Source organism: Dyella sp. (genome assembly GCF_036384435.1).
Lineage (GTDB): Bacteria > Pseudomonadota > Gammaproteobacteria > Xanthomonadales > Rhodanobacteraceae > GSA-30.
This window is the reverse complement of the sequence record NZ_DASVMI010000045.1, coordinates 1-12,547: the sequence shown is the minus strand read 5'-3', so window position 1 is coordinate 12,547 and position 12,547 is coordinate 1. Positions and strand designations below refer to the sequence as shown.

The 12,547-nt window shown below is 59.7% G+C and carries 11 protein-coding genes; 6 read left to right on the top strand and 5 right to left on the bottom strand.

Features of this window, described 5'->3' with window-relative positions:
- Positions 1 to 119 precede the first annotated feature (119 nt).
- Positions 120 to 761: a DUF6348 family protein gene (locus VF436_RS04255; protein WP_330902743.1), complete on the bottom strand. Its 642-nt coding sequence runs from the start codon at positions 759 to 761 to the stop codon at positions 120 to 122.
- Positions 762 to 1,030: 269 nt separating this feature from the next.
- Between VF436_RS04255 and VF436_RS04250 the strand changes: the two genes are divergently transcribed.
- The 4 genes from VF436_RS04250 (at position 1,031) to VF436_RS04235 (ending at position 3,878) form a co-directional block, all read left to right on the top strand.
- On the top strand, positions 1,031 to 2,533 hold the full coding sequence (locus VF436_RS04250) for a serine hydrolase domain-containing protein (RefSeq protein ID WP_330902742.1): 1,503 nt from the start codon (positions 1,031 to 1,033) through the stop codon (positions 2,531 to 2,533).
- An 82-nt stretch (positions 2,534 to 2,615) separates the two neighbouring features.
- Positions 2,616 to 2,990 carry a DUF6249 domain-containing protein gene (locus VF436_RS04245; protein WP_330902741.1) on the top strand — a complete coding sequence of 125 codons (375 nt, stop codon included), beginning with the start codon at positions 2,616 to 2,618 and terminating at the stop codon, positions 2,988 to 2,990.
- A complete protein-coding gene (locus VF436_RS04240; RefSeq protein ID WP_330902740.1) occupies positions 2,983 to 3,549 on the top strand; it encodes an RNA polymerase sigma factor in 567 nt (188 codons plus the stop codon). Before VF436_RS04245 ends, VF436_RS04240 begins: the two co-directional genes overlap by 8 nt.
- Before the next feature lie 5 nt (positions 3,550 to 3,554).
- On the top strand, positions 3,555 to 3,878 hold the full coding sequence (locus VF436_RS04235; protein WP_330902739.1) for a DUF5056 domain-containing protein: 324 nt from the start codon (positions 3,555 to 3,557) through the stop codon (positions 3,876 to 3,878).
- Between the two features lie 51 nt (positions 3,879 to 3,929).
- Here VF436_RS04235 and VF436_RS04230 read toward each other — a convergent pair whose 3' ends face one another.
- From VF436_RS04230 to VF436_RS04215, 4 genes are all read right to left on the bottom strand, one after another.
- A complete protein-coding gene (locus VF436_RS04230; RefSeq protein ID WP_330902738.1) occupies positions 3,930 to 4,661 on the bottom strand; it encodes a hypothetical protein in 732 nt (243 codons plus the stop codon).
- 132 nt (positions 4,662 to 4,793) lie between these two features.
- Positions 4,794 to 5,744, bottom strand: a complete 951-nt coding sequence (locus VF436_RS04225) for an alpha/beta hydrolase (RefSeq protein WP_330902737.1) — start codon at positions 5,742 to 5,744, stop codon at positions 4,794 to 4,796.
- A gap of 209 nt (positions 5,745 to 5,953) precedes the next feature.
- Positions 5,954 to 6,649: a class I SAM-dependent methyltransferase gene (locus tag VF436_RS04220; RefSeq protein ID WP_330902736.1), complete on the bottom strand. Its 696-nt coding sequence runs from the start codon at positions 6,647 to 6,649 to the stop codon at positions 5,954 to 5,956.
- Positions 6,650 to 6,802: 153 nt separating this feature from the next.
- Positions 6,803 to 7,093, bottom strand: coding sequence for a hypothetical protein (locus VF436_RS04215; RefSeq protein WP_330902735.1), 291 nt, complete (start codon positions 7,091 to 7,093; stop codon positions 6,803 to 6,805).
- A 975-nt stretch (positions 7,094 to 8,068) separates the two neighbouring features.
- Between VF436_RS04215 and VF436_RS04210 the strand changes: the two genes are divergently transcribed.
- Entirely contained in the window at positions 8,069 to 11,455 is a 3,387-nt protein-coding gene (locus VF436_RS04210) for a response regulator (protein ID WP_330902734.1), read from the top strand.
- Positions 11,456 to 11,467: 12 nt separating this feature from the next.
- Positions 11,468 to 12,292, top strand: coding sequence for a CheR family methyltransferase (locus VF436_RS04205; RefSeq protein ID WP_330902733.1), 825 nt, complete (start codon positions 11,468 to 11,470; stop codon positions 12,290 to 12,292).
- Positions 12,293 to 12,547 lie beyond the last annotated feature (255 nt).

Sequence of the window (12,547 nt, the reverse complement as noted above, 5' to 3'; positions counted from 1 at the left end):
GCAGTCATCGCAAAGCAAACACCTAATCGAACGCCGTGCGACAGCTCCAGATCACGCACGATGGCATCGCAAGCAAGCGTACCTTGGAATGGTACCAAGGCCCGGCAGTGAGCCAAGTCTCAGTAATCGCGGATATCCAACGCCATGAAACAACGCGCACTGTATGCCTGCTCCGTCCTGGGCCATGCCAGCTGACCCAGCAGACGATCCCCGGCAGGCCACGGCTCATTGTCCAGCAATGCCTCGGCGACGACCGAGCCATCATCGGCGCGCCGATAGAACAGGCGTGCCCAGTGCAGTTCGCCACTGAGCGATTCGCGTCCCAATGCCTCCCGCAAACCGGCCACCAGGCCATCGGGCGCCGGCACATCATCGTGACTGAACGTCATGGGCCCGATGAAGACATCCCAGCTTCGCGCCGCGATGTCCCAGGTATCCAACTGGATACGCCGATCATCGGTGACGTACCAGCACGCAGCCAGCAACACATGCAACGAGCTGCGCTCGAGGGATTTCAACGCGTCCCGCACGGCCGCATCGCCAGAGCCATGACCGGCAAAGCTTTCCTCGATATGCCGCATTTCGTCGATCACGATGTCCAGGTTGAGTCGCCCAGGCGCACCGTCCTTGCCGTCTTCCCAACTGGCAGACACAGCCGGATAGTCACCGTCGGTCATCAGCCATTCTTCTTCAGGTTCAAGCTCTACGTCGTGGCGTTCGAATAAGCGGGCCACTTCCGCTTGCAGGGCATCGATGTTCATGAAAAGGGTTCCAGGCCAGATTCATCTAGCCTCTCATAAATGCGCTAGCGCTCCCAGCGAACGCCGCCAAGCCCATGCAGGCGACGTTCCGGGGCATCGATTCAGACACCCCCATGTATCTCGCTCGGCACGGATCTGTCTCTTTGTCACCTCACGGTGAATCCAAATCGTCGCTTGGCTGCATCCAAGCCCCTGACACCGTGACAACCACGGCATACCGACCGCCCTGAACCAGGGCGGTCGGTCAAACGAGACACAGGGGTAAATGCGTGAATCTTCTTCAAGCCATGATCCGGCGACACCTTGGCACAGGCGCGGCAACGCTGCTCCTGGGCATCGGCCTTGCCATGTCCGCGTCGCCGGCAGCCGCCGACACCAAGTTGCCCGACACTGCGGCTGGCCACCTGGCAGGTGACCTGGTCCAGGGTATCAATGCCGGCAGCACCGCGCGGATCGAACAGTGGACCGGCAAAGTCCTGTCCACCGCCATGCCCCAGGAAGACCGGAAGGCCTTCATCGATGCGCTGAGCGCTTCCATCCGCGATAGCGGCGGCGTGGATATCGTGGATGTGCAGGCGTCACCGAAGCAACCGGACATGCTGCAATTGGTCGTCAAGGCTCGCCGAAACGGACACATGGGCCTGTTTACCCTGGCGACCGATCCCAAGCAATCCGGCCTGCTGGCCCAGGCCTTGGTGATGCCGATGGAAGATCCCGCGCTTTACGCCGGGTGGCGTGGTCAAGCGACCACGCCGGCCAGCATGGGAAACCTCATTCATGCCACGCTGGACAAGCTTGCCAAGTCATCCGACTTCTCGGGCTGCGTGACCGTGGCCGATGGCGACACCACGATGTTCCAGGAATGCCGGGGACTGGCCGACCGAACCTTTGGCGTGCCTGTCGATGCGCAGACGAAGTTCCACATCGGCTCGATCGGCAAGATGTTCACCGCCGTAGCGATTGCCCAGCTTGTGGAGGATGGCAAGCTCTCATGGAACGACACGCTGGCAAGCCGGGTGCCCGAGTATCCGGATCATGATGCGGCCAGCAAGATCACGGTGTGGCAACTGCTGCACCACACGGCGGGACTGGGCGACTTCATGGTGCCTGAGTATTTCGCGCATCGCGAATCGTTCATCGACCCGGCCGACTACCTCCAACTCATCGCCCGCCAGCCCAGGCCCGGCGAGCCGGGCAAGCAGTGGATCTACAGCAACGCCGGGTACGTGCTGCTCGGCCGCATCATCGAGAACGTCTCGCACGAACGCTATGTCGACTATATCCGGCAGCATATCTTCACCCGGGCAGGCATGACCGCCAGCGGATTCGATCGCCTGGATGATGTCACGCCCCACTTGGCAACCGGCTATTACCGCCCTGGAATATTCTCCAGCACGTGGAAGGCCGACTGGGTCGTCCTTGGCATACAAGGTGGGCCTGCCGGAGGTGGCTATTCCAACAATACCGACCTGCTGCGCTTTGCCGCGGCATTGCGCGGCGGCAAACTCGTGAAGTCAAAGACCTTGAACCGCATGTTCGAAGACCAGACTCCCGCAGGCCCCGGCGGTTACGCAGCGGGCTTCGGCGATCGCCTGTCGCAGGGCAAGCACATACGGGGACATGCAGGCGGCATTGAGGGAACGGATGCAAATCTACAGATGATCTGGGGCACCGGGTATGCGGTCGCCCTGACCAGCAACCAGGGGCCAGGCGAGAAGTGGATGCTGGCCGAACATATTGCCGACCTGCTGGCTGGCCGCGCCTCACCATGAATACATACACGCGTTGAAACTACTCGACCTACCCCCTTGCGCCCATCACTCAACGTAAAAAAATAAACTTCAGGAGCCCGCCATGGACCCTCTTTTCCTCTTCCTCCCCCTGATCGTCATGTCCGCGCCGGTTCTGGTCGTGTTGCTGGTGCTGCGTTATCGCTACCAGCAGACGCAAACGCGTTACAACACGCTGCTGCAACTGGCGGACAAGGGCGTGTCACTACCGGCCGAACTGCTTGTCGAGCCACACGTGATCTATTCCGAACGCCGCCGCGGCCTGGTGCTGATCAGCGCGGGCCTGGGCATCATGGTCACGCTGCTCGCCCTGCCGGGTCAGATGGATGACGGTCACAGCATCCATGGTCTATGGGGACTGGGTTTACTCCCCCTGATGACCGGGCTGGGTTACCTGGCCAGTTGGTGGTTGACCCAGCGCGATGCCACTCGTGGCTGATACGCCTGCCCAGGAACAGGTCGACCATGCCCTGGTGACCCGTGTCCTGCTCGGCAACGACCCGCGTGCATTCGAGCAACTGCTGCGGCGGCATCAAGGGATGGTACGCGCGCAGTTGCGCCGCCTGACCCAGGGTGACGAGGCGGCGGCCGATGACTTGGCGCAGGAGACATTCGTGCTGGCCTGGCGAAAGCTCGGGCAATTCCGTGGTGAGGCGAGGTTCTCCACATGGCTGTACCGGATCGCGTACTCGTGCTTTCTACAGGCGTATCGACGCCCCGCATGGTCCGGACGCGATACGCAGGAAGACACGTTCGAGCATCACCGCGCGCCGGACTCGTCCATCGACTTGCAACTGGATCTCGCTCGCGCCATGCGCAAACTGTCTTCTGCCGAACAGGCCGTGTTGCTGCATGGCGTTCAACTGGGCCTGAGCCATGAAGAGACCGCGTATGTACTAGGCATGCCGCTGGGCACGGTAAAAACCCATGCGACACGCGGCAAGGCAAAACTCAAGACATGGCTGGCGGCCTGGCAAGGCACCGGCAACCGGGAGTAGATGACATGCATTCTCCAGACGACAACGACATCGACGCACTGCTTCGTCAATCCTTCGAGGGTCCGGTGGCCGATGACGGCTTCACCGATCGCGTGATGCAGCGCCTGCCGGCGCGGCGCCACCGTCTCTCCTGGCCCATGCTGGCCGGCGTGGCCGCCGGCATCGCCACCTGTTGGCTAAGCCTGTCCAGCGCACCGCTTTATCGTGCCGGCTGGACCGACTGGCTGAGTGGTCATTGGTCCAGCCCGGCGATCATCGTATGGCTGGCCCTCTCGGGCATGTCCCTGCTGGCATTGGGGTGGGTCCTGGCTGAGCCCGAAAATCGTTGAGTTCCTAGCCTTGGCAGGGAGCGCATCCGAGGCGGGCAGCACATTGCCTGGCTATCGGCGGAACAGACCCGCCCAAAAGCCCTTCTTCCTGGCATGCTCGATGCACTCGGCTTCACGGGCTTGTTCAACGATGGCCTTCCCGTACAAGACCACGCCTTCAGTCTCACAATGCAATGCCTGGGAATAACACTGAGACTGATCGTAGGCAAACGGGTTGGGCACCAGGACATCCGTTGCCTCGATCAATCCCAATCCGTTCTCCAACGCGTAGTCCACCGCCTTCCAGAACACCGGGAGCCGACCGTGTGAAAAGAGCTTGTCCATATCCTTGCGGACCTGTTCATCGCGCTCATAATCCACTTTCAATGCGCGCAGGCCTTCCGGACCAAGGAATACGCCACCGCAGTAGTTTTCACAGATGATGCCGCGAAAATCCTCGGTTACGAACTCGTCCGGGATCAAGCTGCGCCAATCAGTCACATATCGAAAATAAAGGGGATCTTCTTCCACCAGGAAAGTGAACGCACTCCCCCTGATATACCAGTAACGGCGAAGGAAGCCAGCCACCGACGCCATGGCGAAACCGTGATACTTGGTGAAGTGATCTTCCGCGACATAGGTCGCCGCTTCCTCGAAAATCGATGCCAGACGCTCGGCATCCGAACCATGCACCGCGAACTCACCATAAAGCTGTTCGCGAAACGCTTCATCCCGAAGCGCCCGAAAGTAAATGCCGCGCACTTCGGTTGGTGCAAAAGGGTGATATGTGACATCCCATCCCATGAGTCTTCCTGACGAGTAAATATCCTTCGGGAAAGTCTAACCAAGTAGGTATCCCCAGGCCAGCTCTCGAAAGGCGCAATGCTTGCTCAACGAGCAAGAAGCATCTCAGACAACGCCCCCGTGTACCCCATCCTACTCGCCATCGGTAGGAATCATCCCGATGGTGCCCAACCAGGTTTCGGCCAGGGATGGCCAATGGGTGATCGGATTGGAGGTCGGTCGCAACCCGAATGCATGCCCGCCATGTGCGTAAAGGTGCATCTCGGTTGGCACATCGGCCTTCTTCAGGGCCTCGTAGTAGACCTGAGCCTGATGCACACCGTCGACGTGATCGTCCTCTGCCTGCAAGATAAAAGTGGGCGGCGTATCGCCGGTCACCGGGATGTCGCCATTCATGGTGTTGCTGTCTGTAGCCAAGTGCCCAGGATAAATCGCCAGCGCGAAGTCAGGGCGCGCGCTTTCCTTATCGGCCTCATCAACCGGCTCGTAGAAACGATGCTTGTAGAGCGTGCTTGTCTCGGCAACGAGAAATCCGCCCGCTGAAAATCCAAGCACGCCAATCTTGTGTGGATCAACGTGCCACTGCCGGGCACGTGAACGCACCAGTCTCAGCGCGCGTTGCGCGTCCTGCAACGATGGCACTGAGGGCTTGAGATTGCGCGGCCGGCAATCGCAATGCCAATCGTAGGGTGCGCCTGGAACCCGGTATTTCACCACGATGCAGGTCACTCCTTTGGCCGTAAGCCAGTCACACACCTCGGTGCCTTCAAGATCGATGGCCAATATCTCGAAACCGCCGCCCGGAAACACCACCACGGCCGCGCCGGTATTCCTTCCAGCAGGGGAATAGACCGTCATGGTGGGTTGGGACACGTTACGTATCGCAGTGACCGTCTTGCCACCGATCAGCGAAGTCGGGTTCGTATCGGCACGTTCAGGACCTGGAACGGCCTGGAGGTTCGGCGCCTTGCCCGGCCACAGCGGAATCTGCGTATGACCGGCGGATGGCTGCCACACCGAGGCCTGCACGCTGGCAGCACCACAGGCGAGCAACAGGCCCAAGACGACAACGCAAAGCTTCATGGCAGATTCTCCCCAGGGCCTTCGCCCCTGTGTGTTGGACACATGACAGCGAAAACCACTGCGATACCCGATGTTCCATCGCGCATCGGGCCTGAGGCGGTAGCTCGTATGGTTTTTTTGAGGCAATGATTTCCACGGTGGCGGATTGGATCTGCCACGGACCGATTCATGGGCGAGCTTCGACCATGCCTGTCCATTGGCTCGGCAAATCAGGTGGCGGCGTCACGCCAATGGAGAGGCTTGCTGGCAACCCAGCCACGGAACGTGAAGCCCGCATAGAAGAGCTCCACATGGTCGAAACCCGCTTCTCGTAGCAGGGCTTCCTCCTGCTCGGGCCCAAGCAGCGGCAGCCTGCCGCTGATCGCGGCAATCGCCTTGGTGGCGTTCTCGGGGGAGATGCCCGAGGCCACCCCAAAGGCAGCGTAGCGGTCCAACCAACGAGCCTTGTCCGGTTCGACCTGCGGAAAGCTGTGATGGGCAATCACCAGCGGGGCGCCCGGTTTCAGGCGACGAAAGAGTTCAGCCAAGGTTTGCCGCCGTTCCTCGCGTGTAAGAAAGTGCATAGTGAGCAAGCAGGTCGCGCCGTCGTAGGGGCCAGCCGGCGCGGCATCGATGTAGCCATCGAGCAGTTCGACTTGCGACGCAAGCGGGCCCAGCGTCGTGGCTGCCAGATTCAGCATCTCGGCTGAAGGGTCGACGCCCAGGAAGCGCCAGGAAGGTTGCGCTTGCGCGAATACTTTCAACTCCAGGCCACCACCGGCTCCCAGTACCAGGACATGGCCGTCCGGCGGCACGTGCTCTGCGAGCAATATAGCCGTCATCTGCTGGAGACCCAGGAAACCAGGCACCTGACGGATCGGACCTTCAGCGTAGCGAGCAACGGCCTGGGGATCGGAAAAGGACATGGGGCAGGCTCCGGCGGTGCCAAAGCGAGGAATGCTACAGCCGATCGGCCGCTACCGGCGCGTGCCATGCCGCATGCAATACGCCCACGTCACGGCAACGTTTGCAAGGGTTGCCTTCCTATGAACAGCTTAAGCCGTATGAACAGGTCACTTTTAAAGTTCCGGCTTGCCGTCGGCCATCCAGAACTTCCACTCTCCCACCTCCTTGCCCTTGTCATAAAAACCATGTGCGGCGATCTGACCATTGGCGTGAAAATCCTTCCATTCGCCCTGTTCAAGCCCGTGCTCGTAATAGCCCTCCGACAGCACCACACCCTCTTCGCTATAGGCAACGAAGAAACCGTGCCGCACCCAATGCTTGCCGTCTTCAGATAAGTAGCGCGAGTAACGGCATTGGATGGCACCGTTCTCGTAAGGAATTTCCGCGATCTCCAAATCAGCCATGCGTCGAACTCCTTGATTGCGAGCGCCTGCAAACTTCACGCTCATGCCATTACCTCAACCGTGCTACGCAACGAGCTCGCTTGTTATGCCTATGGGCAACGATCAGCCCAAAGTTCGGGACCACGCCGATGGAGTTCACGCAACGGATCGCCGATGAGAACGCCGAATGAGTGATACCGCTGGCACATCGGGTACAGACGCCCATGCCGGGCACCGTTGCCTTGTGGCGCCGGGCATGCGCAAGATGCAAGCCCAGGCTCGTCGCCACGCCGTTGGGTATTCCGGGGCCTCGCTTGGACATGGGAGCGCACGCGCCTCCTTCAGATGAACATCGTCGAGCACATCCAACTGCTTTTCCTTTCGACTTTTACTCAATCCAGATAGATGTCTCGCCAAGGCCCCGTGAATGCAACGACCCGGCGCAGCCTCCGGTTTCCCGGCCGCGTGACAGATTTTCTGATATCCCCTTCCCCTTGCCACACGGGCTACCACAAGCGGGATAGCACCATGCCCGCCACCCAGGACCCGATACGGGTCACGGGTGACTGCGAGCGATCATACGGCAGGCTTAGCGTCCTGAAAATCAGGCGAATGCGGAGAAGCGGCTTTCGTCACCGATGGGCCATAACCTCCCACCCTGGGCAGGCATACATCGCGCGGCAGAAATCTCCCTCTGACTGAGCCCAGGATCGCAGCCCGTGTCAGCGCACCTGCAGACAGCTGACCACGACATCGCAATTTCTTGTTGCCCGTTCTCACCTTTTAAAACCGCAGGCCAGAGCGATCTTCACACCATCTACACAGGTTGCTTAGCGAACCTATCGCGTTCCCAGTCTTCTTGATCATCACCGTGCCTCGCTTGAACGCATGGGCGGTGGGACCGAGCCTGTTGTTGCCTCATCAATACCCACCATCATCGTGTACGCGACTATGAGCTCTAATCCGTCAACTTCAAGTTTCTTGCGTACCCGTGGCATGGATCGCCGAACGCCCTTCGCCCTGGCGTCGGTGATCGTGTTTTTCGTGATCAGCGGTATCGTTGCCTACTGGAATATCCACACGATCCACGAAGACAACCTCAAGGTGGTCCAGTCCCAGGAGACGGTGACGGCACTCAACGAGGTCCTATCCACGGTACAGGATGCCGAGACGGGGCAACGCGGTTACCTGTTGACCGGTAACGAAAAATATCTTGAACCCTATCGCGCGGCCCTGGCGGTGATCCCCGCCAGGCTTGATCGAATCAAGGCGCTGACGGGTGACAACTCCAGCCAGCAGACTAGGCTGCGGGAGCTCTCTGGCCACCTTGACGACAAGCTGGCCGAATTGAAAGACACCATCGACCTACGCCAGTCCAAAGGACTGGAGGCGGCGCTGAGCCTGGTCAATAACGACCGCGGCAAGGCCGACATGGACGCCATTCGCACCCGCCTGGCGGGCATGCAATCGGAGGAACTCGCTTTACGCGACAAGCGTGTAGCCGAGATGAGCACGGCCTATAGCAGCGCGCTGACCAGTGGCATCCTCAGCTGCCTGCTCGGTGTGGGATTGACCATCGTGGTCGCCATCATGATCCGCCACGCTGCGCGCGCACGACAGCGCGAGGCGTGGCTGCAGGCCGGCCGGCTGGAACTGGCTGCCGTCATGGCCGGCGACCAGGAAACCGCGCAGCTTGGCGCCAACACCTTGAGTTTCCTCGCGCGCTTCCTGGATGCACAGGCCGGCGCGCTATTTATCAATGCGGCCAATTTCTACGAGCGCGTGGGCACGTATGGGGTTCCTGCCGACCATGGCATGGCCGATCACTTCCTGCCTGGTGATGGCCTACTGGGCCAAGCCGTCGCCGAACAACGGACGCTGGTCATACGCGATATTCCTGATGGCTACTTGTCCGTAGGCTCCGCGCTTGGACGGGACAAGCCCCGGCACTTGGTTGTGCTACCCAGCATCGTCGACGGCGAAGTCAACGGTGTCATCGAGCTGGGTTTTTTCCGCACAGTGGGCGAGGACACCGTCACGCTGCTCGAACAGGCATCGCCAGCCATCGGCATCGCCCTGCGCTCGGCCGCCTATCGTGCCGAACTGAGCCGACTACTCGAAGAAACGCAGCGCCAGTCCGACTCACTGCAAGTGCAAGGCGAAGAGCTGCGCGCCTCCAACGAGGAACTTGAGGAACAAAGCCGCGCCCTGCGCGAATCGCAACACCAGCTCGAACAACAACAAGCGGAACTGGAACAAACCAACTCCCACCTGGAAGAACAGACGCGGCAGTTGGAAACACAGCGCGATGAACTAGCCCGGGCAAACGACGCCATCGAAGCCAAGGCCAGTGAAGTGGAACGGGCCAGCCGCTACAAATCCGACTTCCTGGCCAATATGTCTCATGAGTTGCGCACGCCGCTCAACTCCGCGCTAATCCTGTCAAAGCTCCTGGCAGACAACCCACTGGGCAACCTGACCGACGAGCAGATCAAGTTCGCCCGCACGATCCATTCCTCCGGCAGCGATCTGTTGATATTGATCAACGATATTCTCGACCTGTCCAAGATCGAGGCCGGACACATCGAAATTCGCCCGGAGCCCCTATCCGTGGAACAACTGGTCAGGGATCTCGTGCCCCTGTTCCAGCCCCTGGCCACGCAGAAGGGGTTGACGTTCGAAACCTTCATCGCGCCGGGTTGTGCCCAGGTCATCGATAGCGATCGCCAACGCCTCGAACAGGTGCTGAAAAATCTGCTCTCCAACGCTTTCAAGTTCACCGAGCGCGGCGGCGTGCGCCTTGGCGTATCGATTGATGCGCAGTCCAACATCGCCTTTACGGTGACCGATACCGGAATCGGCATCGCGGTCGACCAACAGCAAAAGATTTTCGAAGCGTTCCAGCAGGCCGACGGCACCATCAGCCGCAAGTACGGCGGCACGGGACTTGGCCTTTCCATCTCGCTGGAACTGGCCCGCCTGTTGGGTGGCACCGTGTCCGTCAGTAGCACGATGGGCCAAGGCAGCAGCTTTACCCTGGCCGTGCCCCAGCACCTGGAAGTCACATCCCCCGTGGCACGGGCAGGCACGATGACGCAGGAGGCGACGGTCGTGCCGCCACGCGCAGCCCCAATCTCGCTACCGCTTCTCACCACACCGAAGGTTGCCGACGATCGCGAACATGCGGCCGATCATCGCCGTGCGATCCTGGTCGTTGAAGACGATGAGACATTCGCGCAGATCCTGCGCGACCTGGCTCATGAAATGAATTTCCGCTGCCTGGTCGCCACCAGTGCGCAGGAAGCCCTTGCTCTGGCGCGCCAGCATGTGCCACAGGCCATCGTGATGGACATCGGCCTGCCGGACCAATCCGGGCTATCGGTCCTGGATATCCTCAAGCGAGACATACGCACGCGCCATATTCCTATCCATGTCGTATCGGCCATGGATCACGCCCATGCGGCTCTCTCGATGGGCGCACTGGGCTACCTGCTCAAGCCCGTCCAGCGCCAGCAACTGGCCGAAGTGCTGACGAAACTTGACGCGAAGCTGTCGCAGGATGTGCGGCGTGTGCTTGTGGTCGAGGACGACGACGTACAACGCGAAGCCATTGGCAAACTGCTTGCATCGGCCGATATCGAGACGATCGGCGTAGGCACAGCTGCCGAATGCATCGAGCGCCTGCGTGAACAGACCTTTGACTGCATGGTGCTCGATCTCTCGCTACCCGATGCCTCCGGCTTCACCCTGCTTGAGACACTCAGTGAGGAAGGCATCTACGCGTTTCCTCCCGTCATTGTCTATACCGGCCATGACATTTCACCCGCGGAAGAAGAGCGCCTGCGTGTGTATTCCAAATCCATCATTATCAAGGGCGCCAAATCGCCCGAACGCTTGCTCGATGAAGTGACTTTGTTTCTGCATCAGGTGGTCACCAGCCTCCCCGAACAACATCAGAAGATGATTCAGAAGGCGCAACACCGCGACTCCGTGCTTGAAGGGCGCCGCATCCTGGTGGTGGAAGACGATGTCCGCAACGTTTACGCCTTGATCAACATCCTTGAACCTCGTGGCTGCGTGCTGACCATCGCCCGCAACGGTCAGGAGGCGATTGACGCGCTCACCAAGGCGGAAAGCGTACCCAACCAGCGTATCGACCTGGTACTCATGGACGTGATGATGCCGGTCATGGACGGCCTGACCGCCACGCGTGAAATTCGCCAGGATTCGCGCTGGAAGCGGCTGCCAATCATTACACTTACCGCCAAGGCCATGCCCGACGATCAGGAGATCTGCCTGAAGGCGGGCGCCAGTGACTACATGGCCAAGCCGTTGGACGTGGACAAACTGGTCTCACTCGTGCGTGTCTGGCTTGCGCGATAGGCTTGCAACCACGTGACCGACAAGCTCGACGACCTCGAAATCGAACTTCTTCTGGAAGCGCTCTACCAGCGCTTCCACTATGATTTCCGCAACTATGCCAAGGCCTCGATCAAACGTCGCCTGAAGCAATTACAAGAACGCCTGGGTTATCGCACTTATACCGCCATGCTGGAAGGTTTGCTGCATGATCCGGCCGTATCGCCGCAAATCATCAACCATCTGACCGTGCAGGTCAGCGAGATGTTTCGCGATCCTTCCTACTTTCGTGCGCTGCGCGAACGCGTAGTGCCGCATCTGCGTACGTATCCTTCACTGAAGGTATGGGTTGCCGGATGCAGCCATGGCGAGGAGTTCTATTCACTGGCTATCCTGTTTCGTGAGGAAGGACTGGAACAACGCACTTTGTTCTACGCCACAGACATCAACGCCAATGCACTGGAAGCGGCGGCCACCGGCGTCTACAACTTGGATCGCATTCGTGGCTTTACAGAAAATCACCAGCAGTCAGGCGGACGATCTTCGCTTTCGGACTACTACACCGCCGCTTACGGAAAGGCCTCGTTTGATCGAACGTTGCGCGATCGTGTCGTATTCGCCGATCATAGCCTTGTGACCGATGCGGTATTCGGCGAGATGCACCTGATCTCCTGTCGCAATGTGCTGATCTATTTCGACAACACTCTCCAGGATCGCACGCTCAAGCTTTTCAGCGATTCGCTTATCCGCAAGGGTTTTCTCGGGCTTGGCGCCAAGGAAAGCCTGCGCTTTTCCAGCCAGGCCGCATCGTTCCAGGAATTCGTACCGGAAGAAAAGATCTACCAGAAGCTCGATGCTTGAACTGGACTGATCTGCCTTGAGCCGTATTCAAGGCAATCTTGAGAAAGCTGCGATGGTCACGTCGGTCGAGGTCGTGAAAGATCGCATAACAGCTTCTTCTCGATAGCAGGCTTATGGCTCACCTCGGCGCGAAAAGATCGACTGCCACGTCAACGGGCCCCGGAGTTCCCACCACGACGGCTTGGCATGTCATGCTGGTGCCGATGGCGCTGCTTGCCGTTTATGGGATCTGGGGATCGACCTACCTCGGTATTC

Bases quoted from the DNA above. Each gene is read 5' to 3' on its own strand.
- VF436_RS04245 (WP_330902741.1), top strand. From the start codon at position 2,616: ATGGACCCTCTTTTCCTCTTCCTCCCCCTGATCGTCATGTCCGCGCCG.
- VF436_RS04210 (WP_330902734.1), top strand. From the start codon at position 8,069: ATGGATCGCCGAACGCCCTTCGCCCTGGCGTCGGTGATCGTGTTTTTC.
- VF436_RS04225 (WP_330902737.1), bottom strand. From the start codon at position 5,744: ATGAAGCTTTGCGTTGTCGTCTTGGGCCTGTTGCTCGCCTGTGGTGCT.
- VF436_RS04235 (WP_330902739.1), top strand. From the start codon at position 3,555: ATGCATTCTCCAGACGACAACGACATCGACGCACTGCTTCGTCAATCC.
- VF436_RS04230 (WP_330902738.1), bottom strand. From the start codon at position 4,661: ATGGGATGGGATGTCACATATCACCCTTTTGCACCAACCGAAGTGCGC.
- VF436_RS04215 (WP_330902735.1), bottom strand. From the start codon at position 7,093: ATGGCTGATTTGGAGATCGCGGAAATTCCTTACGAGAACGGTGCCATC.
- VF436_RS04255 (WP_330902743.1), bottom strand. From the start codon at position 761: ATGAACATCGATGCCCTGCAAGCGGAAGTGGCCCGCTTATTCGAACGC.
- VF436_RS04220 (WP_330902736.1), bottom strand. From the start codon at position 6,649: ATGTCCTTTTCCGATCCCCAGGCCGTTGCTCGCTACGCTGAAGGTCCG.